Origin of the sequence: Streptacidiphilus sp. EB103A, assembly GCF_041261405.1 — a bacterium.
Classification (GTDB): Bacteria; Actinomycetota; Actinomycetes; order Streptomycetales; family Streptomycetaceae; genus Streptacidiphilus.
Genome location: NZ_JBGCAQ010000003.1, coordinates 228,910 through 254,446, shown reverse-complemented (window position 1 = coordinate 254,446; position 25,537 = coordinate 228,910). Strand labels below are relative to the sequence as shown.

Here is a 25,537-nt window from a genome sequence, read left to right as displayed (position 1 = left end):
GCCACGCGGCCACTCACCTGAACGAGTGACCGCGTGGCGCGCCCTGAAAAGTTGGAGTAGTGCGACTTCCCCGGGGCGAGGTCTAGCGCTTGCGGACGCCCACGGCGAGCTCGGCCGCGAGCTCGCGCACGGCCGCGTAGCCGGCCTCCGGGGAGGCCGCGTCCAGGATCCGCTGGACGAAGGCGGAGCCGACGATCACCCCGTCGGCGAACGCCGCCACCTCGGCGGCCTGCGCCGCGGTGGAGACTCCGAGGCCGACGCAGACCGGCAGGTCCGTGGTCGCCCGGGTGCGCCGGACCAGGTCCTCGGCCATCTCGCCGACCTGGTTGCGGCTGCCGGTGACGCCCATCACCGCGGCCGCGTAGACGAAGCCGGTGCCGCTGGCGGTGATGGTCGCGAGCCGCTGGTCCCGGCTGGACGGGGCGACCACGAACACCGTGGCCAGACCCAGTTCCTCGGCGGCCGCGAGCCAGGGGCCGGCCTCCTCGACCGGCAGGTCGGGCAGGATGCAGCCGGCTCCCCCCGCGGCGGCCAGGTCGGCGGCGAACCGGGCGGCGCCGTAGCGGTCCACCGGGTTCCAGTAGGTCATCACCAGCACCGGCACGGCGGGGTTGGCGGCGGTGACCTGACGGACCGTCTCCAGCACGTCCTTGGTGCGGACGCCGTTGCGCAGGGCGATGTCGTCGGCGGTCTGGATGGTGGGGCCGTCCAGGACCGGGTCGCTGTGCGGCAGGCCGATCTCGATCACGTCCGCGCCGCCGTCGATCAGCGCCTGCACGGCCTGGGCGGCGCCGGGGATGGTCGGGAAGCCGGCCGGGAGGTAGCCGATGAGGGCGGCCCGGTTCTCGGCCCTGGCCGCCGCGAGGACTCCACTGAGTTGCGCGTTCATCAGTTGTTCTCCCCGTCGAGCAGGCCGAAGTACTCGGCGGCGGTGTGCATGTCCTTGTCCCCGCGCCCGGAGAGGTTGACCAGGATGGTCGCGTCGGGGCCCAGCTCGCGGCCCAGCTCCAGCGCCCCGGCGAGGGCGTGCGAGCTCTCGATCGCCGGGATGATGCCCTCGGTGCGGGACAGCAGCCGCAGTGCCTGCATGGCGGCGTCGTCGGTGCAGGGGCGGTACTCGGCGCGGCCCGAGTCCTTGAGGTAGGCGTGCTCGGGGCCGACGCCCGGGTAGTCCAGGCCGGCCGAGATGGAGTGGCTCTCGATGGTCTGGCCGTCCTCGTCCTGCAGGACGTAGGTGCGGGAGCCGTGCAGCACCCCCGGGTCGCCCTTGGTCAGGGTCGCGGCGTGGCGCGGGGTGTCCACGCCCTCGCCGGCGGCCTCGATGCCGACCAGGCGGACGCCTGCGTCGGGGATGAAGTCGTAGAAGATCCCCATGGCGTTGGAGCCGCCGCCGACGCAGGCCACCACGGCGTCCGGCAGCGCGCCGGTGCGGTCCAGCACCTGGGCCCGGGCCTCGATGCCGATCACCCGGTGGAACTCACGGACCATCATGGGGAAGGGGTGCGGTCCGGCGACCGTGCCGAACAGGTAGTGGGTGGAGTCGACGTTGGCGACCCAGTCGCGGAAGGCCTCGTTGATGGCGTCCTTGAGGGTGCGGCTGCCGGAGGTGACCGGGACCACCTCGGCGCCGAGCATCCGCATCCGGGCGACGTTCAGCGCCTGGCGCTTGGTGTCGACCTCGCCCATGTAGATGGTGCAGTCCATGCCGAAGAGCGCTGCGGCGGTGGCGGTGGCCACGCCGTGCTGGCCCGCGCCGGTCTCGGCGATCAGGCGGGTCTTGCCCATCCGGCGGGTGAGCAGGGCCTGGCCCAGGACGTTGTTGATCTTGTGCGAGCCGGTGTGGTTGAGGTCCTCGCGCTTCAGCAGGATGCGGGCGCCGCCGGCCTCGGCGGAGAAGCGGTGGACGTCCGTCAGGGGGCTCGGACGGCCGGTGTAGTCCTTGAGCAGGGCGGCGAGTTCCGCCGCGAAGGCGGGGTCGGCCTTGGCCTTCTCGTACTCGTCGGCGACCTGTTCCACGGCGGCGACGAGGGCCTCCGGGATGAAGCGGCCGCCGTAGGCTCCGAAGTAGCCTCGGGCGTCGGGGGTGAGGTCGTGCGTAGACATGACTGGTCCTCAGAGGTGTGAGGTGGGCAGGGGTGTCGTGAGCGCAACGAGGGTGTGACTGAGGTGGGTTCAGCGGTGCACGCCTGTGGGTGGTTTCTCGCGCAGTTCCCCGCGCCCCTGGGGTGAGTGCATGGCTGATCGCTTGCCTCAGTTACCGCTGGCTGCGCCGGCCCTGCCATCGGCGGCCGGGGACCTGGCCCGGCTCGGCGCCGATCACGTAGCGGACGCGACGTCCCAGCACGCGGCGCGCGGGCGCGCGGCAACCGCGCGGTTTGCATCCGGGCTGGAGACGGGGGGACATGGCCATGAGGGTAGCGGGTTCTCAGCGGCCGTGGCGGATCGCGGGGTGGGCGCCGGCGGCGACCAGGTCGGCGACTGCGGCCTTGGGGTCGCGGCCGGTGACCAGGGACTCGCCGACCAGGACCGCGTCGGCGCCCTCGTTGGCGTAGGCGATCAGGTCGTGCGGGCCGCGCACGCCCGACTCGGCGACCTTGACGATGTGCGACGGGATGGACGGCGCGACATTGGCGAAGGTGTCCCGGTCGACCCTGAGGTCCTTGAGGTTGCGGGCGTTGACGCCGATGATCCGGGCGCCGGCGTCCACCGCGCGGGCGACCTCCTCCTCGTCGTGCACCTCGACCAGCGGCGTCAGCCCGATCGACTGGGCCCGCTCGATCAGCGACTCCAGCGCGGGCTGCTCCAGTGCGGCGACGATCAGCAGGGCCAGGTCGGCGCCGGCGGCGCGGGCCTCCCACAGCTGGTAGGCGGTGACGATGAAGTCCTTGCGCAGCAGCGGGGTGTCGACCGCAGCGCGGACCGCCTTGAGGTCGGCCAGTGAGCCGCCGAAGCGGCGCTGCTCGGTGAGCACCGAGATGGCGGCGGCGCCGCCGGCGGCGTAGTCGGCGGCGAGGGCGGCCGGATCGGCGATCGCGGCCAGCGCGCCCTTGGACGGGCTGGAGCGCTTCACCTCGCAGATCACCCGCACGCTGTCGCCGCGCAGGGCGGCCACCCCGTCCTTGGCCAGCGGGGCCTGGACGGCCAGTTCCTTGAGCTCGTCCAGGGACACCAGCTTCTGGCGCTCTTCGAGGTCCTCACGGACTCCGGCGATGATCTCGTCGAGCACGCTCACGCTGGACGCCCCCTTCTGCAGGTGTGGATGGCGGGGTGGTGCGGTGGTCACTCGGCTGCGTACGGCCACTGTCGATGGTATCCGCCGGAACCGGCATGACCTGCATCGAGCCACGCCCGGTCTCGTTGGCTGGACACGACGCCGCTGGTCACAGCTGTGCCAGCGGTACCGAGGGCGGGGCCAGGAAGGAGCCGGACGGGAGGTTGCGCAGCACCGTGAAGGCCACCAGGACGGCGATCAGGCCCCACAGCCAGCGCCGGGAGAGGCCTGGCACCGGGCTGCGCCGCCCGCGCGCCGCGCGGTAGGTCCAGCGGGCCCAGAGCGCGGTGGCGAGCAGCACCGAGACGACGACCAGCACATTGTCGTGCAGGGCGGCCGACAGATCGCCACGGGTCAGCTCGTGGACACAGCGCAGACCGCCGCAGGCGGGGCACCACCAGCCGGTGACCAGCAGGAAGGGGCAGGTCGGGTAGTGGCCGGGACGGTTGGGATCGACCTCGGCCACATACGCCGTCGCCGCACCGACCGCCGCGAGGGCGACCGCCGGCGCGGTCAGGGAACGGGGGGCGGGGCGTCCCGCCGCGTCCGACATGGTCAGTGGGTGGCGCCCGAGCTGACCGGAGTCTTCTTGGCGGTGTCGACCTTCGGGGTCGTGTCGGTCTTCTTGCCGTATCCGGCCGCCGACATCATCTTGCCGACACCCGGGCCGACGAGGGCCAGCACGAGTCCGACGATGACCAGGATCGGACTCGGCATCACCATGGCCACACCGGCGAGCATGAAGCCGACGAAGGAGATGGTCACCCCGGTCCAGGCGGCGGTGGTGTGTCCGTGGGCACTACCCGACATTGCTGCTCCTTGGTTGCACGTTGACTCTCGCTGCACATTGTTCCGTACGCCGGTCCGTGCCGCCGTACGGGGTGGCCCGCTGTCGCCTCAGCGGGTCGGATCCTCGCCCCGGTCCATGGCCTTCCACAGGTCGGCGGGGGTCTCCTGGTCGGGCGTGGCGCGCTTGGCGGCGGCACGGGGCCGGCCTGTCGCGCTGCCGGGGGCGTCGTAGCGGGACGACATGCCGGGCCAGTCGCTGCCCCTGGCGAGGACCAGCAGCCCGCCGAGGATCAGCAGGACGCCGCCCAGGGCGCCGACCCAGGGCCAGAGGGTGTGGCCGACACCCGTCGCCGTGGCCCTGGTGAGACCGACCGCCCGGGCGGCCTTGCTGTCGAGGGCGCCGTTGCCGGTGGCCGCGAGCAGGGCGGACACCGCCACCCCGGCGCCGGACAGGGCCAGCAGCGCGCCGACCACGGCCCGGGCGACGCCGCGCACCGTGAAGACGGCCACCGCGGCGGCCATCGCCACCAGGGCCAGCGCCCCGGGCAGGCCGCTGGTCTCGGACCCGCTGGCGGAGAGCCTGAGCCGGGTGGACTGGAGGGTGACGCTACCGTGCGCCCAGGTCTGCCCGGCCGCGAGCAGCACCACGGCCGCGCCCAGGACGGTGAGCAGCAGCATCAGGGCGAGGCTGCGCCGGTCCGGGCGGCGGGCAGCGGCCTCCTCGGCGGGAGTCTCGGTCTCGTGTTCAGTCTCTGGTTCGGTCACGGGCAGCGCGGTCACCGTTCCAGTGTGCCCTGAGCCTCCGGCATGGCCGGACGCAGGGTTGCCGGACGCAGGGTCGCCGGACGCAGAGTGCTCGCGCTCGCCACGGCCCGCAGCACGGCGGCGGCCTTGTTGCGGCACTCGGCGTCCTCGCTCTCCGGCACCGAGTCGGCGACGACGCCCGCGCCGGCCTGGACGTAGGCCACGCCGTCGCGGATCAGCGCGGTGCGGATCGCGATGGCGGTGTCGGAGTCCCCGGCGAAGTCGAGGTAGCCGACGCAGCCGCCGTAGAGGCCGCGCCGGGTGGGTTCGAGCTCCTCGATGATCTGCATGGCGCGGGGCTTGGGCGCCCCGGACAGCGTCCCGGCCGGGAAGCAGGCGGTGAGCACGTCGAAGGCGGTGCGGTCGGCGGCGACCTGACCGGTGACGGTGGAGACGATGTGCATCACATGGCTGTACCGCTCCACCGTCATGAACTCCACCACCTCGACGCTGCCGGGGGCGCAGACCCGGCCCAGGTCGTTGCGGCCGAGGTCGACCAGCATCAGGTGCTCGGCGCGTTCCTTGGGGTCGGCCAGCAGCTCGGCGGCGAGGGCGGCGTCCTCCTCGGGGGTGGCGCCGCGGTGCCGGGTGCCGGCGATCGGGTGCACCATGGCGCGCCCGTCCTCCACCTTCACCAGGGCCTCGGGGCTGGAGCCGACCACGTCGAAGTCGGCGCTCCCGGCGGTGCCGGAGAAGCGGAACAGGTACATGTAGGGGCTGGGGTTGGTGGTGCGCAGCACCCGGTAGACGTCGAGGGCGCTGGCCGGGCAGGGGGCCTCGAACCGCTGCGAGGGCACCACCTGGAAGGCCTCGCCGGCCCGGATCCGCTCCTTGACCTCCTCGACCGCGGCCCGGTAGGGGGCGCCGCCGAACGGCGATACCGCGTCGACGGAGGCGACCGGGGTGAGCTCAGCGGCGCCGGTGTCGACCGGGCGGGCCAGGTCGGCGGTCATCGCGTCCAGCCGGGCCACGGCGTCGGCGTGGGCGGCGTCGACTCCGGTGGCCCGGCCGTCGTGGTTCACCGCGTTGGCGATCAGTATCACGCTGCCGTTGGCGTGGTCGAGCACGGCCAGGTCGGTGGCGAGCAGCATGGTCAGCTCGGGCAGGCCCAGGTCGTCCGGGGCGATCACCGGGAGCCGCTCCAGCCGGCGGACCACGTCGTAGCCGAGGTAGCCGACCATCCCGCCGGTGAACGGCGGGAGTTCGCCTCCCCGATGGAGGTCCCTGGGGGTGTGCAGGGCCTCAATGGTGGCGCGCAGCACCGCCAGCGGATCGCCCTCGGTCGGCACCCCGACCGGCGGTTCGCCGAGCCAGCGGGCCTGTCCCTCGTCGTCCACGGTGAGCGCCGCGCTGCAGCGGACGCCGATGAAGGAGTACCGGGACCAGGACCGGCCCTGCTCGGCGGACTCCAGCAGAAAGGTGTTGGGGCGTTCGGCGGCGAGTTTGCGGTACAGGCCGACAGGGGTGTCGCCGTCCGCGAGCAGCCGACGGACCACCGGAATGACCCGGCGGTCCACGGCGAGCTTGCGGAAGGTCTCGAGGTCGGGGCTGACGGTGCCGGTGGTCATGGTTGCGCAGCGTATCCGATCACGCCGACGCGGCGCCGGGAGCCGAGAGCGGCAACTCCCCCGCGTCGAAGCAGGTCCGGTCGCCGGTGTGGCAGGCGGCGCCGACCTGGTCGACCCGGACCAGCAGGGTGTCGCCGTCGCAGTCGAGGGCGACGGACTTCACCAGCTGCAGGTGGCCCGAGGTGTCGCCCTTGACCCAGTACTCGCTGCGGCTGCGGGACCAGTAGGTGCAGCGCCCGGTGGTGAGGGTGCGGTGCAGGGCCTCGTCGTCCATCCAGCCCATCATCAGCACCTCCCCGGTGTCGTACTGCTGCGCGACGGCGGGGACCAGCCCCTGCGCGTCGCGCTTCAGACGTGCGGCGACCTTCGGGTCCAGGGCGGTGCTGCCGGGTGCGGCGGGAGAGGCGGACATGTCGTCCATTGTGCCAAGACGGCGGGTCCGGCAGGGACCGGCACGGACAGGAGGGGAGGATCCGGCCGAAATCACCTGAGCGGGCAGGGTTCATCAGGCTTTTTGTTCGACTTGGCTCTCATCGACCCCTTACCTACCGGCATTCTTTAGGCCATGAGTTACCCGCCGCCTCCTCAGCAACCGCCCTACGGCGGCCAGGACCAGCCGCCGATGCAGCCTCCCTACGAGCAGCCGCAGCAGCCCCCGCAGGGTTTCGGGCCGCCGCAGCCCTACCAGGGTCCGCCCCAGTACACCGGCCCGCAGCTGCCCAACCAGCCGCAGTACCCCGGGCCGCCGCAGTACCCGGGCCAGCCGCAGTCCCCGTGGGGGCCACCGCCCGGCGGCGGTGACGGAGGCGGCGGCAAGGGGAAGGTCGTCGCCATCGTCCTCGGCACGGTCGTCGCCGTGGCCATCATCGGCACGGGTATAGCCGTGGCGATGCGCGCCTCGAGTTCGAACAACAACCCGGTGTCGCTGCCCACCTCGGTGCCGACCTCGGCGCCCAGCGACCTGCCCAGTGACCTCCCGAGCGACCTCCCCAGCACACTGGCCAGCGCCACCCCCAGCGATCTCACCTACAACGCGGTCACCCTGAAGACCGGCGAGTGCTACAGCGACCCGGCGATCACCCCCAGCGTCACCGACATCACCAAGCGCAGCTGCACCGCCTCCCACGACGGCGAGGTGACCGCGGTGGTGACCCTGCCGGGCGGGCTGACCACGACCGACGCCATCGGGACGAAGGCCGACAGTCTCTGCCATCCCATCAACTCCGCGGTGTACCAACGGCAGTCGAGCAGCGCGAAGCTCTCCGGCAGCGTCTTCTACCCGTTGCTGGACGGCTACCAGGGCGGTGACCACAAGGCGTACTGCGTGCTCACCATCGACACCGGCGGCAGCAAACTGACCGCACCGCTGCGCTGAGACCCGACCAGCGGGCATCCTGGGGACCATGAGCCGGAATCATCAGCCCGCAACCCGGCGGCGGACGTTCGCGATGGCCGCCGGGCTGCTGGCGCTGGTGCTGGCCGCCGTGCTGGCGCTGGTCCTCTCCGGCGGCGGCCACCACAGCGCCGCAGCCGCGCCGTCCTCGGCCTCCCCGAGTCCGCGTCCCTCCCCCACTGCCAGCGCTCCGCCCTCGCCGTCCGCCTCGCCCGACCCGCAGACCCTGGCCTACCTGGCGCTGCACCCCGGCGACTGCTTCGACACCCCCGGGCACACCGGCGCCAACTCCCGCTACAGCAAGCAGGACTGCCACCAGCCGCACGACGGCCAGGTGATCGGGCTGCTGCAGTTGCCGGGCGGGCTGACCAGCGGGGTCGCGCTGGTCGAGAAGGCCAACAGCCTGTGCTACCCGGTCACCGCACCGGTCCGGGCCCGGCAGACCGTCAAGCCGCTGGTCGTCGGCGGCGTGATCTGGCCCGACCTGGCCTCCTACCGAGCGGGCCGGCACACCGCGACCTGCGCCATCGAGCACGACCCGGCCGGCCCCCGGCTCACCGCGCCGCTGCAGTGAGCCCGGCTCAAATCCGACCGAGCATTGACGCTCCATCAGCCGTAGTCTGAACGCATGTCGAACCATGCCCGACGCGAACGCCTACTGCTGGTTGACCTACTGGAGAGCGTCGGCCCCGACGCGCCCACCCTGTGCAAGGGCTGGAGCACCCGGGACCTCGCCGCACACGTCGTCGTCCGCGAGCGCCGCCCCGACGCCGCCGGCGGCCTCATGATCAAGCAACTGGCCGGACGACTCGCCAAAGTCCAGGGCGAGTACGCCGCCAAGCCCTACCCCGAGCTGCTGGAGCTGATCCGCACCGGGCCGCCGCGACTGTCCCTGTTCGGGATCCCCGGCGCCGACGAGATCGCCAACACCGTGGAGTTCTACGTCCACGGCGAGGACGTTCGCCGCGCCCAGGACGGCTGGGCGCCCCGGGTGCTGGACACGGACTTCGCCGACGTGCTGTGGCGGCGGCTGGCGCAGTCGGCCTCCATGAACGGCCGCCGCTCCCCCTCCGGCCTGGTGCTGCGCCGCCCGGACGGGCAGACCGCGGTCGCCCGCAAGGGCGCGCCGGTGGTCACCGTCACCGGCGAGCCCGGCGAACTGCTGCTCTTCGTGATGGGACGGCAGGACCAGGCCCAGGTCGAGCTGGAGGGCGACAAGGAGGCCGTGGACAAGGTGCAGACGGCCGAGCTGGGGATGTAGCAGGGCCGGCCGGACGGGCCCGGCCGGCCGGCTCAGCCGAAGCGGCCGTTGACGTAGTCCGAGGTGCGCGGGTCCTGCGGCGCCTCGAACATGGCCCCGGTGGGGCCGTGCTCGACGATGCCGCCGGGCGTGCCCTGGGTCGCCAGGAAGAAGGCACAGCGGTCGGAGACCCGCTGTGCCTGCTGCATGTTGTGGGTGACGATGACGATGGTCACCTCGTCCACCAGCTCCCTGATGGTCTCCTCGATCCGCCGGGTGGAGGTGGGGTCCAGGGCCGAGCAGGGCTCGTCCATCAGCAGCACCTGGGGGCGCACCGCCAGCGAGCGGGCGATGCAGAGCCGCTGCTGCTGGCCGCCGGAGAGGGCGCCGCCGGGCTGCCGCAGCCGGTCCCTGACCTCCTTCCACAGCCCGGCCTTGGTCAGGCACTCCTCCACCAGCCGGTCCCGCTCGCCGCGCCCGGTCCGGACCCCGGTGAGCTTGAGCCCGGCGGTGACATTGTCGTAGATGGACATCGCCGGGAAGGGGTTGGGCTTCTGGAACACCATGCCGATCCGGCGCCGGGCGTCGGTGAGCCGGCGGCTGGGGGCGTAGACGTCCTCGCCGTCCAACAGCACCTCGCCGCTGAGGGTGGCGGACGGGACCAGTTCGTGCATCCGGTTGAGGATCCGCAGAAAGGTCGACTTGCCGCAGCCGGAGGGGCCGATCAGGGCGGTGACCTCGCCGGCCGGCATCCGCAGCGAGACCTGCTGCAGCACCTTGTGGTCGCCGAACCAGGCCGAGACCCCGCGGGCCTCAAGCCCGCCCGGCCGGGCGGACTCCCGCCCCGGGTCGGCCGGGACGGCGGGGAACTCCACGGTCTCTGCGGTGCTGGGGGTGGTCGACATGACGGCCTTTCAGGCGGTGGGGCGGTCGGTTCATACGAGGTTGGGCAGCAGCCGGACGACCTGGTCGGCGACGGAGAGTCCGAGTGCGCCGAGCACGGGGACGCCGCAGATCCAGGCCTGCCAGCGGCCCCAGCGGAGCCGGGCCAGGGTCACCGCCACGGCGGCCAGCAGCAGGGCCTCGGCCCAGAGCACCAGCGGCACCCAGGCCGAGGGATCGGTGCCCATCGGCTTCTCCGCCGCCGAGAGTCCGTCGGCTCCCAGCGGGCGGGCCGGCGCGGGGACGGCTTTGCCGACCAGGTCGGCGTCGACCAGCAGCAGTCCGTCCGGGGTGAACGCGGGTCCGTCGGCGGTGACCAGGACCAGGCGTGCGGCGCCGGCCGCGAGCGCGGGCGGCACCGGGTCGCCGGCCCGGCGCACATCGAGGACCCGGAAGGTCTGGGTGCCCTGGCCGGTGAGGACCGTGAAGGTCTCCGACGGCCGCAGGTCGGCCAGTTGGCCGAAGGGACCGCCGAAGCCGGACTGACGGGCCATCAGCACACTGGTGCCGGACTGGCCCGGCAGCGGGGTGTCGCGGCGGTGGCCCACCCCCTGGGCCAGCACACCGGAGGTGGTGCCCTCCAGAATCACCTCGCGCAGGCCGAGTTGAGGGATCGTCAGCAGCGCGATCGGACGCCCCGGCCGGACCAGGGCGCCGGTGCTGTCGGTCTGCCCCACCGGGACGGTGCCCTCGGCGAGGTCCTTGCGCAGCGCCGCATAGCTGGTCTCCCGGTCCCGGGCGTGCCGGACCTCGCCGATCGGGCCGACGTCCAGCAGCAGGCCGAAGACCAGCGCGGCGAGGATGAGCAGGGCGGTGCCGTACGCGCCGGCGGCGTCCGGGCGGCCCGGCCGCCGGGTGCGCGGGGGCTGCTGCTGCGCCACCGGTTGGACGGCCGGTGCGGGTTCCTGCGGGGCGGCGGGCGGGGGTGCGGTGAGGGTCATCGGCCCGCCGCCCTGGCCCTGGCCCGCTGCCGCCGCAGCGCGCCGCCGCCGAGGCCGGCGAGCAGCACACCGCCGCCGACCAGCGCCACCACCGAACCCACCGGAGTACCGGCCGACGGGGCAGCAGGCGCCGCGGCGGGCTCTGCCACCACCGTCGAGGTCGCCGAAGGGGTGGGGACCGCCGTCGCGGCGGCCTTGACCGCGGCATGGATCGAGCCGGCCGGAGCCACATCCGCGGCCTTCCAGACCCGCGGCGCGGTGAAGTCCAGCGTGCCGTTGAAGTCCCTGAGATGGGCCGGGTTGAAGCGGGTCCGGCAGTAGACGTCCACGGTGTAGGTGCCGCGCAGGGTGACCCCGGTCTGGCTGGCGGTCTCCCGCAGCGTCTGCGGCAGCGGCACCACATAGCCGCCGTCGGCGGCCTTGGGAAAGATCGACACCGGCGACAGACCCAGCAGCGAGGAGCCGCCGGCCGGGAAGCCCGCACCCTTGATCGAGGCCATCAGCTGATCGGTGGCGTGCGGGCAGGCCCCGGAGGTCAGCGTGTCGATGGGGTCGTCGTCATGGCCGGACGGATAGTCGAAGGCCAGGGTTCCCGGCGCGGTGCTTCCGGCCTGCGCGGATGCGGCGCCGGACGGATCGGCCCAGGCTCGGGAGCCGCCGCTGCCGAACAGGGCGAGGCCGACGACGAGCAGCAGCGCTGTGGTGGCGGCGGCTGCCTTCCCGGCGGCGGAGCCGGCCGGGGCGGGCGTGGGCTCAGGCGTGGGCTCGGGCGTGGTCGAGGGCGTGGGCGCCGCCGGGCCGCGACGGTTGCGCCGGTATCGGCGGAACCGGTTGTAGCCGACCAGACCGGCCAGGAGCAGCAGTCCCAGCAGAGTCCACGGGACGGTGGCGAACCCGGCCTGGGTGGTGGCGCTGGGAAGTTGGGGGTCGGTGTCCCCGGGCACGGCGAGCGGGTCGATGGTGATCGAGGCGGTGGACCACAGCGTGGGCAGGATTCCGGGGACGGTCACCGTGTAGGTGGCGGTGTTGCCGGGCAGCAGCTCGGTCAGGTCGGCCGGGCCCTTGGCCGTGACGATGCCGCCGACGGCGTTCCGCACCCGCACCGCCTGGCGCCCGGCCAGCCGGATGTTGCCGGTGTTGCGGACCGTGTAGCTGGTGGTGGTAGTGCCGGTGCCGAAGGGGTTGAAGGTGCCGTGGTAGGCGGTGCTCACGCCCTCCAGGGTGAGCTGCGGCTTGAGCGCTCCGGGCACCCGCAGGTGGATCCGGGTGCCGACCCGCTCGTCCACGGCGACCTCGTTGCCCTTGGCGTCCTTGGTGATCCGCCGGAGCGAGAGCACGATGCCGCCGGAGTGGTCGCCGGGGGTGGCACTGACCGGGACGGCCAGGGTGAAGGGAACGGTCTTCCGGGAACGGGCCGGGAGCTGCACGGTCGCCGCGGCCAGGTGCACCCAGCTGCCGACGTCCTTGGAGGTCTTCCCGGCCGGCAGCACGTCGTAGCCGCCGGTGTCGGTGTTGAAGGCGTCGGCCGCGTACAGGGTGAGCTGCAGCGTCTGGTCGCCGTAGTTCCAGACCTCGACATGGTCCTTGACCTGGGCGCCGGGGCCGGCGGAGTAGCTGTAGGAGCTGCGGCTGTCAGGACCGGTCGCCGAGGCTGGCTGAATGCCGAAGGTCTGCGGGGCTGGCGTGCTGGGCGCCGCCGTGGCGGGGGCCGCCGTCCCGAGCGCGAGCAGCGCCGCGACCAGGGTCGTCAGCAGCAGCACCAGGGCGGGTGCTCGGTGTTGCCGGTGCGGTGCGGTGCGTCGTCGTCTCATCGGCGTCCTTCGCTGCGGGGAGAGCGGTGGGGCGGGTGCCCTCTCCGCACGGCGGGCTGCCGTGCGGAGAGGGCTGCTGTTGATGTCAGGTCAGCTGATGGCCTGTCACATCACGGTGAGCGTGAGCACACCGGTGTAGGCGCCGGCCACCGTGGAGGTGGGGGCGACCAGGGAGAGGTCGGCGCCGAGCTGGGCGGTGCCCAGGCCGGAGGCGCTGGCCAGGGTGCGGGAGGACTTCAGGCCGAGCACGCCGGTGTCCGCGGACCCCACGCCGTTGGCCGGGGCGACGTTGCCGCCCAGGGTGACCTTGACGCTGTCGCCCTTGTTGACCAGGTTCGGCGCCCAGCCGAGGTTCTCGGCGTTGATGGTGTGACTGCCGGAGGCGAAGTCCGCGACCTGGCCGCTGAGCGACCAGCCGGGGGCGCCGGCCCGGGTGTCGGTGACGGTGACGGTCTGGATCGGACCGGCCGTCGTGAACTGGGTGCTGGTGTTGTTGAGCGCCAGCGCGGGCAGGTTGACCTGGCTGCCGGCCACGCTGAGAGCCAACGCGCCGGGGGCGACGGAGGTGTTGATGGTCTCCGAGCCGGTCGACGAGCCACCGGTGCCGCCGCCGGTCGGGGCGGTGACGGTGAACGGCACGGCCGTCGCGGTGGAGGCGGCGAAGGCGGTGCTGTCGGTGGGGGCGAACGAGGCAGTGAGCGAGTGGTCGCCCTGGGCCAGGGTGCTGACGGTCAGTGAGGCGCTGCCGCCGGAGACCGCGGCGCTGCCGAGGGCGGTGCCGGTGGTCGCGTCAGTGAAGGTGACCGTGCCGACCGCGTTCGAGGGGGTGACCGTGGCGGTCAGCGCCACCGGGGTGCCGGGGGCGGCCGAGCCGCCGGGCACCACGGCCAGCGAGGTGGTGGTGTTCACCGCGCTCGGGGCGCTGACGGTGTAGGCGGTCGCCGTCGACGTGGAGCTGCCGAAGGCCGCGTCGGTGGAGGTGAAGGCGGCCGAGAGCTGGTGCGCGCCGACCGTCAGGGCGGAGGTGGTGAGGGTGGCGGTGCCGCCGGTCACCGTGACCGGGGCGCCGATCGCCGTGGTGCCGTCCATGAACTGCACGGTCCCGGCGGCGGTCGGGGAGACCTGCGCGGTCAGCGTGACCTGGCTGCCGGACGCGGCCGAGCCGGACGGGGTGACCGCCAGCGTGGTCGTGGTCGCGGTGACCGTGGGGCCGGCCGGGTCGGTCGACTGGTAGGTGGTCGGCGTGGTGAACCAGATGGCGCCGGTGTAGGAGCCGAAGGTGGTGGCGCCGAAGGCGTTCTTGCAGACCATGGTGAACACGTACTTGCCGGAGAGGGCGGCGATGCCGGCCTCCTGGGCGTCCTGACGCATGGTGGTGACCAGGCCGAAGACGTAGCCGCCGTTCGCGGTGGTCGGCAGCGTGGTGAAGTCTACGGACGGCGTCACGTTGGTGGCGGTGGTGAAGCCCGCGCCGGTCACGGAGATCTGCACCCGGGTGCCGCCGCCGGTGCAGCCGCCGGAGGAGGTGAAGGACATGCCGTCGTCGTCGGCCCCGGTGGCCGGGGTCGCGGTGAGGGTGCCGAGCACGGTGCCGTCGGCGTGCGCGGCAGGTGCGGCGATCATGGCCATGGAGCCGGCCGCCATCAGGGTCGCGGTGCCCAGGGCGATGCGCTTGGGCAGGCGGTTTACGCTGGTTGACACGGTGGGACTCGCCTTCTCGGTGGGAGGGTGGAGCCTGGCTGACATGAACTGCTGGTTCATGGACGGCATGTGAATCGCCGTCAGCCGCTGGTCTTGGAGGTGTCGCCGCAGTTGGCGTCGAGCCCGAAGCCGTAGTTCTTGATGATCGAGCTCTGCTGGCAGATCAGTGAGCCGGCGCCGACGAAGACCGTGCTGTACGGGGCGGTGCCGACCTGGCTGCTCGGGATCACGTTGTAGACCTCGCGGGTGGCCGCCGCGCCGGTGTTCAGCAGCAGCGACGGGGTGCCGTTGATGTTGCCGAGCAGCGCGCTGCCGCGCAGGTCGGTGATGGTGCCCGACTCCTGCGCGATGTACTGGGCGATGGAGAACGGCGCGATGGAGGTGTCGTCCAGGACCCGGCCGTCGTGCTCCTCGATCGGCTTGCCGTTCTTGGTGTCGCTGATGCAGGGGTACTTCCCGGCGACCACGTCGGCGTCGGAGATGCCGACCGTGGCCTCCCAGAAGTTGCGGGTCCCGGAACCCGCCTGCGGGAGCAGGGCGTGGATGCTGAAGTTCGGCGCGGTGCCCACGAAGTTGGGGTCGCAGGTGTAGATGGAGTGCAGGTCGCTCAGCGCCAGGTTGCGCGGGATCGAGCTCTTGGGCGTGATCGCGTAGGTGACCGCGTCGATGGCGTACGGGACGTAGGTGAGGCCGGGGATGCTGGCCGTGGTGTTCAGGCTGGAGGAACGGGAGAACTGCAGGCAGCCGTTGGCGGCGGTGAGCGAGTTCAGCAGGGCGGTGCGGCCGGCGCCGGAGCCGTTGGGCCGGGCCAGGCCCTGACAGGCCGCCGCCGCCTGGGTGTTGATGGTGGTGGAGCCGGTGGCGTCGTAGGAGCCGATCACCTTGGTGCCGTTGATGGTGACGGCGTTGGACATCGCGTTCATGACGCCCTGGGTGGTGTCGGAACCGACGCCGGCCAGCTGGCGGTAGGTGGGCGTGCCTGACGGGTCGGCCTGGGCGGTGCCCGCGCCGAAGGCCATCAGGCCGATGCCGGCGGCAGCGGCGGCGAACTTCAGGGAGTTCTTCATGGTGGGATGCATCCCTTTCAACGGTGGTGCGCATCACGGCCGGAGGGATTCCGGACGGCGGGATGGAGGTCTGGGGTGCTGACGCAGCATCAGCTACGGCGTCAGTTACGGCGCCGGCGTAGGTAACGGGTCAGCAGTGGGCTCGCGACAGCCGCGGCGGCGCCGGCCGCCAGAAGGCCGAGGAACAGGTAGTGGAAGGCACCGGTGTCGGTCCGCGCGGTACGGGCCAGGTTGACCACCGGGGTGGCTGAGGGAGCGACCACGACCGTGGAGTGCGAGGGGGACGGCGACGGTGCGGTGCTGCCGCCGGATCCGCTGCTGCTCGTCCCGCCGGACCCGCTCCCGCTCTTCGTGCCGGACCCTCCGGTACTCCCACCGCTGGACGAGCCACCGGACCCCGTGGTGGCGGTGGCGTGCGCCTGACCGGTGCTCGTCGGCGAGCTGCCCGCGGTCGTCTTCGGGGTGTCGTCCACGATGGTCTGCGCCGCTGCCAGCGCCGCCGTCCGCAGGTTCTGCGGCAGCGGGACATAGCCGTCGCCGAGCGTTCCGGGGGCGACCCCGGAGGTCTGCCCCTCACCGGTCGCGAACCGGATCAGCGAGGCGTAGGCCGCGCCCTCGTCGGGCTGCAGCAGCGTGGGAACGGTGGCCGCGTAGCCGATCATGGTGAGCGGGTAGGCGCCGGCCGCCTTGGAGGCGGGCGGCAGGGTCAGCGCCCCGGTTCCCGGCACGGTGCTCATCGCCGCCGCGCCGGCCAGCAGCGAGGCCGTCGTCGGTGCGACGAACTCACCGTTGCCGTTGAGCAGTTCGGCAGTGTCCAGTCCGTAGCGGGCGGCAGTCGCGGTGTCGGTGACGGCGAGGATCCCGATCTGCCCCTGCGGCTGCGGATTGCCCTTCTTCAGCTGCGGCGGGGTGGCCGTCGCGTCCCAGATGCTCTTGGACAGGGTGTCGCCGCGGGAGGCCGACCTGGCCGCGTCGTGCATGGTGAGGGCGAAGGGGTGGGCGTCCTGGGTGCACCACGGCGGGCGCTTGTTCGGATCGTCGGGGAACTTCTGGCAGAACGGGTCCTTCTTGGGGAAGTCGTCCCTGGGCAGGTTCAGCGTGTCCAGGGTGTAGTTGGGGTTGACCGCCATGCCCCAGGGGTCCTTGGTGCCGGCCAGGAAGGCCCGGGCGTCCGGGTCCGCGAGCACCCAGGCCCACAGGTGCCGGGCGGTGTCCAACTGGCCCTCGGGCACCAGCATGTCGGGGATCCGGGAGGGGAAGTAGAGGTCCTTGAAGACCGGGTTGAGCGCCAGGAAGTCCGGGTCGCTGGTCAGGTCCAGCGGATTGCTCTGCACGTCCGTGGCCTGGTAGTTGACCGCGTAGCGGTAGGACTGGGTGAGCAGTTTGGCGACCAGCCGCGGGGTGAGCTTGATCTGCGGTATTCGCTGCCCGTCGAGCAGTCGCGTCGCGGCCGGGGTACCGGAGTAGGACTGGCTCTGGACGTCGAAGGCGATGGTCACCCCGGACAGCGTCAGCGGGGCGTAGACCGGAGTGGCCCCGGCCTTGACCGAGGCCGCCGGCACCGGGTCGGTGATGTACTCCAGGCCGGGGTCCGTGCCCGCGGTCAGCGCCTGCCGGGCGGAGTCGTCGGTGTTCGGGGTGTAGCCGAAGATCGAAGTGGTCTTCCGGCACAGCACCGGCTGCCACCGGACGATCGCCTCCTCCACCAGCTCGCTGCCGTAGGTGAGCTGCTCATGGGCGCCGATCGGGCAGTTGAGGCCGAGCGGGGCGAAGTGCAGCGGCACCACCAGGCGGTTGGCCCAGTTGGTGGTGGACAGCGGCGAGGACATCAGCCTGCCGGAACTGCCGACCGGTGCCGCGCCGTTGACCTCGGTCTCGCCGCGCGGCACCACCACCAGCCAGCACTGCCGGCCCTCGGTGGGCGCGGTCTTGAGGTTGGCGGCGACCTCACCACAGCCCAGCCCTGCGGCCTCCATGCCGGTCTGGGTCTCGAAGAAGACCTGCCCGGTGCCGTTGGCCCGGGTGGGCGCGAAGGGGACCTCATTGGTGGTGCCCGCGTCGAAGAACTGGCTGTCGGCCCCGGACTCGGTCACCCCCTTCCAGGAGGTGAACGGGGCGTACACATTGACGTTCGGCTTGGTCTGCTTCAGTGGCTCGGCCGGGTCGACCAGATTGCCGTAGTTGAGCTGACGGCTCGCCACATAGTCGCCGCCCCGGCTGTCGCCGCGGTCCGCGCCGTACTCGCACTGGGTGCGGCTCGGGCCGGCTGCGGCATCGCCCCAGCACTCCATCAGTTCCAGGTAGTCGGTACCGAAGGTGGTCGGGTTCGGCTGGGTCGGCTTGCCGCCGGTCCAGGTCACCTGGACCACCTGGTCGACCAGGTCCTTGGTCTGAGCCACCGTCACCGCGAGGCCGGCGAAGGGCCCGCTGCCGGTCACGGTCACCGCCGAGCCCGCGGCGGCGGCCACTGCGGCCGGGTTGACGGCCTTCGACGCCCTCCTCGCCGCCTGCACCGCAGCGGCCGAGGCGGCCACCGGATGGCCCGGCAGCAGCGCCGACTCGGTGGCGCTGACCAGCGGGGTGCGCGAGCTGCCGGAGCCGGACGCAGTGCTGCCGCTTCCGCCGGTGGGATCGATCGGTACGGCGGCCCCGGTCATCGGGTCCACCTGGACCGAGGGAGCAGGGATGCTCCCCACCGCCGCCGTCCCGGTCGGCGGCCTGTCACCGTTCTGGGAGGCATAGCCCAGTCCGGCTGAGAGCAGCACCGCTGCCGCGGCGATGGTCCGGAAGATGCGGGAACGGAGCGGGACACGGGTCGGTACGAGGAGTCGGCGCAGTCTCATCGCTCGACCCCCCGGCGGCGCGCGGCCCGACCGGCCAGCAACGGCGGCAGGACCACGATCGAGCCCAGCAGCAGGCCCGCGACCGCCATCAGCACATGCTGCAGGGTGCCGTCGGAGCTCGCCGCGATGGTGACCGGATCGGCGATCACGGTGGTGCCACCGGTCGTCGAGCCGCCGGCTCCGCTGCTCCCCCCGCCCCCGCCGACCAGTCCTGGGTCGCCCGAGGCGGAGCCGCCACCGGTCGAGCCCGCAGTGGAGCCACCGGTGCTGCCGCCCGTGGACGAGCCGGTACCGCCCGTGCCGCCGCCGGTGGTGGTCCCGCCGGTGCTTCCGGACCCGCCGGTGGCCGCGCCGCCGGAGCCGCCCGTGCCGCCCGAGGCGCTGCCGCCGCTGGCCCCGCCGGTCCCGCTGCCCCCGGTGCCGCCCTTCTTGTCGGAGGCGGGCGGGTAGGGCGCCGTCTTGGCCAGGGTGTTGGTGCCGTCGTTGGAGAACGTCGGGTTGTTGCAGCCGGCGATGTTCACGGTGTTGGCCTCGGCCCCGGGGATCTTCCGGACCTGGGTCAGCGCCGCCTCCACCAGGTTGATCGGCAGCGGCGAGTAGCCGAGCCGGGGCGCGTCCTGCTGCCCCTGGCAGAGGAAGTAGTAGGCGAAGGCGCTGAGGGTGTTGCCCTTGTCCTTGGTGAACTTGTCCTCGACCGCGGTCGGCAGAATCATGTAGCTGTAGCTGGACAGCGGGTAGGTGCGCGGGTCGGGGTTGTCGTAGACCTGGTCGAGGTTCTGCGTCAGGTCCGAGTTGATCTGCGCCTTGGTCAGCGCCACGGCCACGTTCTGCGCGGTGGGCGCGTCGTAGTAGCCGGCCGTGTTGAGCATCTTCGCCACCGGGAAGCCGGTGAGCACCGCGTAGGAGTACTCGACGTAGGTGATGGAGCCCTCGTTGTTGTCCTGGGCCACGAAGCCGGAGACGTTCTGCGAGCCGCCCAGCGCCTGGAAGCCCTCACCGTTGACCAGCGGGTAGAAGGAGGTGACCCCACAGGGCGTGCTGCGCCCGGCCTTGACGCAGTAGGCGTTCCAGCGCGCGGTCTCCCGCTTGCTCAGCCAGGTGGTGAGCTGGGCCGTGGTGCCGGAGCCGTCGGAGCGCACCACCGGCACGATCTGCCGGGCCGGCAGGGTCAGTGACGGGTTGTCAGCGGCGATGGCGGGGTCGTTCCACCGGGTGATGGTGCCGGTGAAGATCCCCGCGATGGTGTCCCCGGACAGCCGCAGACCGGTCACCCGCTGCCCGTTGATCTTCAGGTTGTACATGAAGGAAGTGCCGCCGGCCACGATCGGCATATAGGCGAAGTGCCGGGACGGAGGCGCCTCGTAGACCCCGTCGTCGGTGATCCCGTAGGGGATCTCGGAGACGTCGAAGTCATTGGCGCCGTTCTTGAACTTGGTGCGTCCGTCGGAGGACCCGGTGGCGCTGAAGTTGACCGTCATGCCGTACTGCTTGACGTTGGTGGTCCAGGCGTCCATGGCGTTGCTGCTCCAGGTGGAGCCGGCGCCGTCGATGGAGGTGTACGGCGCCGCGGCCGCCGCCCTCGGCGCGCCGCCGAAGAGCACCCCGGTGGCGATCAGCGCCAGCGCGGCGGCCACCGCCGCGGCCCGGCGGGCGTAGTGCGTCGCCGTGCGGGCCGACGCCGAAGCCCTGCGCCGGAGCTGACGGCGGCTCAGTTCGCCGGGAGCCTTGCCGCCGAGCACCCGGGCGGCCAGGAACAGCGCCAGGACCAGCAGCATCAGCACCGCCGCGGCGCCGAAGCCGCGGCTGATCTGCCACTTGGAGGGCAGCCGCACCAGGGTGAACACCAGCAGCGGCAGCGACACCTGCGGCCCGTGCAGCGGGTCGGCGTTGAAGGCCTTGTTGTAGCCGGAGGTCAGCAGGACCGGCGAGGTCTCGCCGATGCCGCGCGCGGTGCCCAGGATGACGGCGGTGGTCAGCCCCGAGCGCGCGGTCGGCAGCACCACCCGCCACACGGTCCGCAGCCGGCCGGCGCCCAGTGCGTAGGACGCCTCCTTCAGCGAGCCCGGCACCAGCCGCAGCACCACGTCGCCGGCCCTGATGATGATCGGCAGCATCATCACCGACAGCGCGCATCCGGCGGCGAGCCCGCACTGCTCCCAGTGCACCACGTTCACCACCACCACGTAGATGAAGAGCCCGGCGACCACCGAGGGCAGCGCCGTCATCGCCTCCACCACGGTCCGGACGAAGCGGGCGAACCGGCCGGGGACCTCGGTGAGGAAGACCGCGCAGCTCACCCCGAGCGGCACAGTGATCGCCAGCGCGATGCCGATCTGCTCCAGCGAGCCCACCAGCGCGTGCTTGACGCCGCCGACCACCAGCGGGGTCAGCGAGTCCGCCGAGGACATGTCCTGCGTGTAGAAGTTGGCGTGCGGCAGCGCGTCCATGCCCTGGTAGAGGGTGTAGCCGACGGTGAAGGTCAGCGCGATGACCACCAGTGCGGCCAGGCTGTGCACCACGGCGGCGGCCAGCCGGTCCCGTACCGTCAGGCCGTTCTCGTCCTGGGCGACCAGCAGCGCGTACAGGCCCAGGAAGCACAGCCAGGAGCAGACCACGAAGCCCAGCGGGCCGTTCAGCGGCAGCAGGTACTGGAACAGCAGCACGGTCAGGCCGATGCCGCCGGCCAGCGCGCCCACCAGCGCGTAGCGGTCGCTCGCGCGGGCGGTCCCCGGGCGTCTGCGGACCTCCTCGGCGCCGCCGGGCGGGCTCGGCGCGACCACGGTCGTGCGGGCCGCCGTCGGGGCGACTGCCGCCGTGACGGCGACCGCGGTGGCGGCCGGGACAGTGTTGCTCATGTGCTTGCTCCGGAACGGCTGCGGGCGACGACGGCCGAGGCGGCGAAGTTCACGGCCAGGGTCATCAGGAACAGGACGAGTCCGGCGGCCATCAGCGCGGACAGTCCGAACGGGGAGGCCTCCCCGAAGTCCAGGGCGATCAGTGAGGCGACCGTGCTGCCGCCGCTCTGCAGGATGTGCGGCTGGATGGTGAAGACCATGGAGATGATCATGTAGACGGTGATCGTCTCGCCCAGGGCGCGGCCCAGGCCCAGCATGGTGCCGCCGATGATTCCGCCCCGCCCGTACGGCAGGACCACCGAGCGGATCATCCCCCAGCGGGTAGAGCCGAGGGCGTAGGCCGCCTCCCGCTCGCCGGCCGGGGCCTGGCCGAACACCTCGCGCATCACCGAGCACATGATGGGAGTGATCATCAGTGCCACCACGGTCCCGGCGATGAAGGTCGAGGAGGTGTACGCGGGCATCGGCGCCAGCGGGTCGCGCGGGTCGGCGCCGTCCACCTTGAACAGCGGGATCCAGCCGAACCAGGTGGAGATCCAGCGGGCCAGTCCGGTCATCCGCTGTTCCAGGAAGAAGAACCCCCACAGCCCGTAGACCACGCTGGGCACTGCGGCCATCAGGTCGACCAGGGTGATCAGGGTCCGCTTGGCCCGCGGCGGCGCGTACTCCGAGATGTACAGCGCCATGCCGAGCGCCAGCGGGACGGCGAGCAGGACCGCCAGGGTGCCGATCAGCAGGGTGCCGACCAGCACGGCGGCGATGCCGAAGCGGCCGCGGTGCCCGTCCGGGTCCCAGCGCTGGACGGTGAGGAAGGACCAGCCCGCCACCCGCAGCGCCTGGGTGGCCTGGACCGCCAGGAAGCCGCCGACCGCCAGCATCACCAGCAGCACCAGCGAGCCGCTGGAACGGGCGCCCAACTGGAACAGCCGGTCGCCGAGCCCCGCGTTGGCGCTGATCCGGCGCGGCCGGTCCTCGGACGGCGGCGGCACGGTGTCGGCGCTCATCGGCGGACCGTCCTCGCCTCGGCGAACTCCGGCTTCCGGCGCGGTAGTTCGGCCGACGGAACGGCCTCAAGGAACTGTGCCAGGTTGTACTGGCACTCACGCTGCCGCCGGTAGGCCCGTCCCGAGGCGGCCACCGGCAGGTCGTCGACGCTCAGCCGCCAGGCCCACATCGCCCCGGGCTGGGTCCGGAGCGCCGCCACCACGGCGCGGTGCGCGTCGGCCCGCAGTCGCAGTACCGCGTCCAGGCAGCCCTCCGGAGTGCCGAAGGCGGCGGCGCCCCGCCCCAGCTCCCGGTTGTTGGGCCCGAGCAGGCGCCAGACCGTGCGCGCATCCCGGTCGCCGCTGGATACGGGATGCGACACCGGTCTTGTGACGATAAGAAAACGTGCCTGCCCCATGCCGTGCTCCCTCGGGTCCTGCTCGCACGCACCCAGGGCGAATCCGCCACTGGCCGAGAGAGACGGTCCTGTTTCCAAGCAGCTACACAGGATCGGCAAGAAGAACGCCGGACATGAGGCAGGTAAATGGGAGGGATGGAGGTTGTCAGGGAAGTGTGGAGGGACTTGCGCATGACAAAGGGCCGTGGTCGACCCACGGCCCTTTATGGACAGACTTGGCTGTATTTGACAGAATTTGAGCGTTCGTCAGCGAACCGGGTGTCCTGCCTCCCGCAGCGACTGCTTGACCTCGCCGATGCGCAGGTCACCGAAGTGGAAGACGCTTGCGGCCAGCACCGCGTCTGCCCCCGCCGCGACCGCGGGAGCGAAGTCGGCGAGCCGGCCCGCGCCGCCGCTGGCAATCACCGGGACGCCGACCACCCTGCGCACGGCGCGGAGCAGCTCCAGGTCGTAGCCGTCCTTGGTGCCGTCCGCGTCCATGGAGTTGAGCAGGATCTCGCCCGCGCCCAGCTCCGCCGCGCGCTCGGCCCACTCCACCGCGTCGATCCCGGTGCCGTTGCGGCCGCCGTGGGTGGTGACCTCGAAGCCCGAGGCCGTGACCGTGCCCTCGTGGACCCTGCGGGCGTCGATGGACAGCACCAGCACCTGTCGGCCGAAGCGCGCGGCGATCTCCCGGATCAGCTCGGGCCTGGCGATGGCGGCGGTGTTGACGCCGACCTTGTCCGCGCCGGCCCGCAGCAGCTTGTCGACGTCCCCGACCTCGCGGACCCCGCCGCCGACGGTGAGCGGGATGAAGACCTGCTCGGCGGTGCGGCGCACCACGTCGTAGGTGGTCTCCCGGTCCCCCGAGGAGGCGGTGATGTCCAGGAAGGTGAGCTCGTCAGCGCCCTCGGCGTCGTAGAGCTTGGCCATCTCCACCGGGTCGCCGGCGTCGCGCAGGTTCTGGAAGTTGACGCCCTTGACCACCCGCCCGGCGTCGACGTCCAGGCAGGGGATCACACGAACGGCGAGGGTCATCGCGGCTTAAGCCTTCCTTCGGTACGCCTCGACCTCGACCTCCACGGACATCCGGGAGTCGAGCAGGGCGCTGACGACAACGATGGTGGCGGCGGGCCGCACAGCACCGAAGAGTTCCTTGTGGACCCGGCCCACGTCGTCGACGTCGCGGGCGTGGGTGACATACATCCTGGTCCGCACGACGTCCGCGACGCCGAGCCCGTACCGGTCGAGCGAGGCCACGGCCACCCCGAAGGCGGCCCTGGCCTGCTCCGCGGGCGAGCCCTCGAAGAGGACCCGGCCGTCGTCCCAGGCCGTGCACCCCGAGACGAAGACGAAGTCGCCGGCCGCGACCGCCCGGGAGAAGCCGAACTGCTCCTCCCAGGGGCCGTTGCCGTTGCTGCGATTTACCGGGGGTCGACCCCCGGGACCCCCGTGAGGTACCGCCGGAAACTCCGTCATACCGGGCTCATCTCCCTGATGCTGGCTTGGATTCGACGGTCCCTCAGGACACTACGGCCAGTGCCTCTTCAAGCGTGAATGCCTGAGCGTAGAGCGCCTTGCCCACGATGGCGCCCTCAACACCGGAGCCGACCAGGCCGGCGATGTCGCGCAGGTCCTGCAGCGAGGACACACCGCCGCTGGCGACGACCGCGCGGTCGGTGGCGGCGCAGACATTGCGCAGCAGCTCCAGGTTGGGACCGGTGAGGGTGCCGTCCTTGTCGACGTCGGTGACCACGTAGCGGGCGCAGCCCTCCGCGTCGAGGCGGGCCAGCGCCTCGTAGAGGTCGCCGCCCTCGCTGGTCCAGCCGCGGCCGCGCAGGGTGGTGCCGACCACGTCCAGGCCGACCGCGATCCGGTCGCCGTACTCGGCGATGGCCTTGGCGACCCACTCCGGGGACTCCAGCGCGGCGGTGCCGAGGTTGACCCGGGCGCAGCCGGTGGCGAGCGCGGCCCGCAGCGAGTCGTCGTCGCGGATGCCGCCGGACAGCTCCACCTTGACGTCCAGTCGGCCGGTGACCTCGGCCAGCAGGGCGCGGTTGTCGCCGGTGCCGAAGGCGGCGTCCAGGTCCACCAGGTGGATCCACTCGGCGCCGGCCTGCTGCCAGGCCAGGGCGGCGGCGAGCGGCTCGCCGTAGGAGGTCTCGGAGCCGGAGGCGCCCTTGACCAGGCGCACGGCCTGACCGTCGCGGACGTCCACGGCGGGGAGGAGGACAAGCTTGTCGGTGCGGGGCGAAGCCCCTCCGTCAGGGGTGGTGGCGGGCGGCGGGAGGGAACTGCTCACAGCGTGGAGATCCAGTTCTTCAGCAGGGTGGCTCCGGCGTCGCCGGACTTCTCGGGGTGGAACTGCGTCGCGGACAGCGGGCCGTTCTCCACGGCGGCGACGAACGGCTCGCCGTGCTCGGCCCAGGTGACCAGCGGCGGGCGCAGCTGCTCGATGGGCGGCAGCTCCCAGCTGCGGACCGCGTAGGAGTGCACGAAGTAGTAGCGGGCCTCGGAGTCGAGCCCGGCGAAGAGCGCGCTCTGCTCCGGCGCCTTGACCGTGTTCCAGCCCATGTGCGGGACGATCGGCGCCTGCAGCGGCTCGACCGTGCCGGGCCACTCGGCGCAGCCCTCGGTCTCGATGCCGTGCTCGACGCCGCGGGCGAAGAGGATCTGCATGCCCACGCAGATGCCCAGCACCGGCCGTCCGCCGGACAGCCGCCGCCCGATGATCCGCTCACCGCGTACCGCCTTGAGTCCCGCCATGCAGGCGGCGAACGCGCCGACGCCGGGGACCAGCAGCCCGTCCGCGTCCAGCGCGGCCTGGAAGTCGGAGCCGACCTCCACCTCGGCGCCGACCCGCTCCAGGGCGCGCTGGGCGGAGCGGAGGTTGCCCGAGCCGTAGTCGAGGACGACCACTCGCTTGGCCAT

25 protein-coding genes are annotated in these 25,537 nt (G+C 72.4%); 3 read left to right on the top strand and 22 right to left on the bottom strand.

Features of this window, described 5'->3' with window-relative positions; translation table 11 throughout:
• Positions 1-82: 82 nt before the first annotated feature.
• From trpA to hisI, 9 genes are all read right to left on the bottom strand, one after another.
• Complete coding sequence (gene trpA / locus ABH941_RS06350) at positions 83-889, bottom strand: tryptophan synthase subunit alpha (RefSeq protein WP_370127586.1); 807 nt, start codon at positions 887-889, stop codon at positions 83-85.
• A complete protein-coding gene (trpB, locus tag ABH941_RS06345) occupies positions 889-2,103 on the bottom strand; it encodes a tryptophan synthase subunit beta (RefSeq protein WP_370127585.1) in 1,215 nt (404 codons plus the stop codon). Before trpB ends, trpA begins: the two co-directional genes overlap by 1 nt.
• 151 nt (positions 2,104-2,254) lie before the next feature.
• Entirely contained in the window at positions 2,255-2,404 is a 150-nt protein-coding gene (gene trpM, locus ABH941_RS06340) for a tryptophan biosynthesis modulator TrpM (RefSeq protein ID WP_370127584.1), read from the bottom strand.
• Between the two features lie 21 nt (positions 2,405-2,425).
• Positions 2,426-3,232, bottom strand: coding sequence for an indole-3-glycerol phosphate synthase TrpC (trpC, locus tag ABH941_RS06335; protein WP_134010451.1), 807 nt, complete (start codon positions 3,230-3,232; stop codon positions 2,426-2,428).
• Positions 3,233-3,380: 148 nt separating this feature from the next.
• Positions 3,381-3,824, bottom strand: coding sequence for a DUF2752 domain-containing protein (locus tag ABH941_RS06330; protein WP_370127583.1), 444 nt, complete (start codon positions 3,822-3,824; stop codon positions 3,381-3,383).
• Between the two features lie 2 nt (positions 3,825-3,826).
• Positions 3,827-4,081: an HGxxPAAW family protein gene (locus ABH941_RS06325; protein ID WP_370127582.1), complete on the bottom strand. Its 255-nt coding sequence runs from the start codon at positions 4,079-4,081 to the stop codon at positions 3,827-3,829.
• 87 nt (positions 4,082-4,168) lie between these two features.
• Positions 4,169-4,840: a TIGR02234 family membrane protein gene (locus ABH941_RS06320; protein ID WP_370127581.1), complete on the bottom strand. Its 672-nt coding sequence runs from the start codon at positions 4,838-4,840 to the stop codon at positions 4,169-4,171.
• Positions 4,837-6,432 (bottom strand): anthranilate synthase component I, encoded by a 1,596-nt coding sequence (locus ABH941_RS06315; RefSeq protein ID WP_370127580.1) that lies wholly within the window; start codon positions 6,430-6,432, stop codon positions 4,837-4,839. The genes ABH941_RS06320 and ABH941_RS06315 overlap by 4 nt, the downstream gene beginning before the upstream one ends.
• Positions 6,433-6,451: 19 nt before the next feature.
• Positions 6,452-6,844: a phosphoribosyl-AMP cyclohydrolase gene (hisI, locus tag ABH941_RS06310; RefSeq protein WP_370127579.1), complete on the bottom strand. Its 393-nt coding sequence runs from the start codon at positions 6,842-6,844 to the stop codon at positions 6,452-6,454.
• Positions 6,845-6,997: 153 nt separating this feature from the next.
• Between hisI and ABH941_RS06305 the strand changes: the two genes are divergently transcribed.
• The 3 genes from ABH941_RS06305 to ABH941_RS06295 are packed head-to-tail and all read left to right on the top strand — an operon-like array spanning position 6,998 to position 9,086.
• A complete protein-coding gene (locus ABH941_RS06305) occupies positions 6,998-7,807 on the top strand; it encodes a hypothetical protein (RefSeq protein ID WP_370127578.1) in 810 nt (269 codons plus the stop codon).
• A gap of 28 nt (positions 7,808-7,835) precedes the next feature.
• A complete protein-coding gene (locus ABH941_RS06300; RefSeq protein ID WP_370127577.1) occupies positions 7,836-8,399 on the top strand; it encodes a hypothetical protein in 564 nt (187 codons plus the stop codon).
• Between the two features lie 54 nt (positions 8,400-8,453).
• On the top strand, positions 8,454-9,086 hold the full coding sequence (locus tag ABH941_RS06295; protein WP_370127576.1) for a TIGR03085 family metal-binding protein: 633 nt from the start codon (positions 8,454-8,456) through the stop codon (positions 9,084-9,086).
• Positions 9,087-9,118: 32 nt separating this feature from the next.
• On the opposite strand, the gene ABH941_RS06290 is transcribed toward ABH941_RS06295, so the two are convergent.
• From ABH941_RS06290 to hisH, 13 genes are all read right to left on the bottom strand, one after another.
• On the bottom strand, positions 9,119-9,970 hold the full coding sequence (locus ABH941_RS06290; RefSeq protein ID WP_370127575.1) for a phosphate ABC transporter ATP-binding protein: 852 nt from the start codon (positions 9,968-9,970) through the stop codon (positions 9,119-9,121).
• Between the two features lie 30 nt (positions 9,971-10,000).
• The gene (locus tag ABH941_RS06285) at positions 10,001-10,948 is read right to left on the bottom strand and encodes a sortase (RefSeq protein WP_370127574.1); all 948 of its coding nucleotides are present in this window, start codon (positions 10,946-10,948) and stop codon (positions 10,001-10,003) included.
• Positions 10,945-12,759, bottom strand: coding sequence for a WxL protein peptidoglycan domain-containing protein (locus ABH941_RS06280; protein WP_370127573.1), 1,815 nt, complete (start codon positions 12,757-12,759; stop codon positions 10,945-10,947). The genes ABH941_RS06285 and ABH941_RS06280 overlap by 4 nt, the downstream gene beginning before the upstream one ends.
• A gap of 105 nt (positions 12,760-12,864) precedes the next feature.
• Complete coding sequence (locus tag ABH941_RS06275; protein WP_370127572.1) at positions 12,865-14,460, bottom strand: Ig-like domain repeat protein; 1,596 nt, start codon at positions 14,458-14,460, stop codon at positions 12,865-12,867.
• An 80-nt stretch (positions 14,461-14,540) separates the two neighbouring features.
• Positions 14,541-15,527, bottom strand: coding sequence for a hypothetical protein (locus tag ABH941_RS06270; protein WP_370127571.1), 987 nt, complete (start codon positions 15,525-15,527; stop codon positions 14,541-14,543).
• 101 nt (positions 15,528-15,628) lie between these two features.
• A complete protein-coding gene (locus ABH941_RS06265) occupies positions 15,629-18,370 on the bottom strand; it encodes a hypothetical protein (protein ID WP_370127570.1) in 2,742 nt (913 codons plus the stop codon).
• Positions 18,367-21,225, bottom strand: coding sequence for a phosphate ABC transporter permease PstA (pstA, locus tag ABH941_RS06260; RefSeq protein WP_370127569.1), 2,859 nt, complete (start codon positions 21,223-21,225; stop codon positions 18,367-18,369). Before pstA ends, ABH941_RS06265 begins: the two co-directional genes overlap by 4 nt.
• Positions 21,222-22,229 (bottom strand): phosphate ABC transporter permease subunit PstC, encoded by a 1,008-nt coding sequence (gene pstC / locus ABH941_RS06255; RefSeq protein ID WP_370127568.1) that lies wholly within the window; start codon positions 22,227-22,229, stop codon positions 21,222-21,224. The genes pstA and pstC overlap by 4 nt, the downstream gene beginning before the upstream one ends.
• Positions 22,226-22,591, bottom strand: a complete 366-nt coding sequence (locus tag ABH941_RS06250) for a hypothetical protein (RefSeq protein WP_370127567.1) — start codon at positions 22,589-22,591, stop codon at positions 22,226-22,228. The genes pstC and ABH941_RS06250 overlap by 4 nt, the downstream gene beginning before the upstream one ends.
• A gap of 282 nt (positions 22,592-22,873) precedes the next feature.
• Complete coding sequence (gene hisF, locus ABH941_RS06245; protein ID WP_370127566.1) at positions 22,874-23,644, bottom strand: imidazole glycerol phosphate synthase subunit HisF; 771 nt, start codon at positions 23,642-23,644, stop codon at positions 22,874-22,876.
• A 6-nt stretch (positions 23,645-23,650) separates the two neighbouring features.
• Entirely contained in the window at positions 23,651-24,085 is a 435-nt protein-coding gene (locus ABH941_RS06240) for a RidA family protein (protein ID WP_134010421.1), read from the bottom strand.
• Positions 24,086-24,128: 43 nt separating this feature from the next.
• Positions 24,129-24,908: a bifunctional 1-(5-phosphoribosyl)-5-((5-phosphoribosylamino)methylideneamino)imidazole-4-carboxamide isomerase/phosphoribosylanthranilate isomerase PriA gene (gene priA / locus ABH941_RS06235; protein WP_370127565.1), complete on the bottom strand. Its 780-nt coding sequence runs from the start codon at positions 24,906-24,908 to the stop codon at positions 24,129-24,131.
• Complete coding sequence (gene hisH / locus ABH941_RS06230) at positions 24,905-25,537, bottom strand: imidazole glycerol phosphate synthase subunit HisH (protein ID WP_370127564.1); 633 nt, start codon at positions 25,535-25,537, stop codon at positions 24,905-24,907. Before hisH ends, priA begins: the two co-directional genes overlap by 4 nt.

Bases quoted from the DNA above. Each gene is read 5' to 3' on its own strand.
- trpA (WP_370127586.1), bottom strand. From the start codon at position 889: ATGAACGCGCAACTCAGTGGAGTCCTCGCGGCGGCCAGGGCCGAGAAC.
- trpB (WP_370127585.1), bottom strand. From the start codon at position 2,103: ATGTCTACGCACGACCTCACCCCCGACGCCCGAGGCTACTTCGGAGCC.
- trpM (WP_370127584.1), bottom strand. From the start codon at position 2,404: ATGTCCCCCCGTCTCCAGCCCGGATGCAAACCGCGCGGTTGCCGCGCG.
- ABH941_RS06330 (WP_370127583.1), bottom strand. From the start codon at position 3,824: ATGTCGGACGCGGCGGGACGCCCCGCCCCCCGTTCCCTGACCGCGCCG.
- ABH941_RS06325 (WP_370127582.1), bottom strand. From the start codon at position 4,081: ATGTCGGGTAGTGCCCACGGACACACCACCGCCGCCTGGACCGGGGTG.
- ABH941_RS06315 (WP_370127580.1), bottom strand. From the start codon at position 6,432: ATGACCACCGGCACCGTCAGCCCCGACCTCGAGACCTTCCGCAAGCTC.
- hisI (WP_370127579.1), bottom strand. From the start codon at position 6,844: ATGTCCGCCTCTCCCGCCGCACCCGGCAGCACCGCCCTGGACCCGAAG.
- ABH941_RS06305 (WP_370127578.1), top strand. From the start codon at position 6,998: ATGAGTTACCCGCCGCCTCCTCAGCAACCGCCCTACGGCGGCCAGGAC.
- ABH941_RS06300 (WP_370127577.1), top strand. From the start codon at position 7,836: ATGAGCCGGAATCATCAGCCCGCAACCCGGCGGCGGACGTTCGCGATG.
- ABH941_RS06295 (WP_370127576.1), top strand. From the start codon at position 8,454: ATGTCGAACCATGCCCGACGCGAACGCCTACTGCTGGTTGACCTACTG.
- ABH941_RS06290 (WP_370127575.1), bottom strand. From the start codon at position 9,970: ATGTCGACCACCCCCAGCACCGCAGAGACCGTGGAGTTCCCCGCCGTC.
- ABH941_RS06285 (WP_370127574.1), bottom strand. From the start codon at position 10,948: ATGACCCTCACCGCACCCCCGCCCGCCGCCCCGCAGGAACCCGCACCG.
- ABH941_RS06280 (WP_370127573.1), bottom strand. From the start codon at position 12,759: ATGAGACGACGACGCACCGCACCGCACCGGCAACACCGAGCACCCGCC.
- ABH941_RS06270 (WP_370127571.1), bottom strand. From the start codon at position 15,527: ATGAAGAACTCCCTGAAGTTCGCCGCCGCTGCCGCCGGCATCGGCCTG.
- ABH941_RS06265 (WP_370127570.1), bottom strand. From the start codon at position 18,370: ATGAGACTGCGCCGACTCCTCGTACCGACCCGTGTCCCGCTCCGTTCC.
- pstA (WP_370127569.1), bottom strand. From the start codon at position 21,225: ATGAGCAACACTGTCCCGGCCGCCACCGCGGTCGCCGTCACGGCGGCA.
- pstC (WP_370127568.1), bottom strand. From the start codon at position 22,229: ATGAGCGCCGACACCGTGCCGCCGCCGTCCGAGGACCGGCCGCGCCGG.
- hisF (WP_370127566.1), bottom strand. From the start codon at position 23,644: ATGACCCTCGCCGTTCGTGTGATCCCCTGCCTGGACGTCGACGCCGGG.
- ABH941_RS06240 (WP_134010421.1), bottom strand. From the start codon at position 24,085: ATGACGGAGTTTCCGGCGGTACCTCACGGGGGTCCCGGGGGTCGACCC.
- hisH (WP_370127564.1), bottom strand. From the start codon at position 25,537: ATGGCCAAGCGAGTGGTCGTCCTCGACTACGGCTCGGGCAACCTCCGC.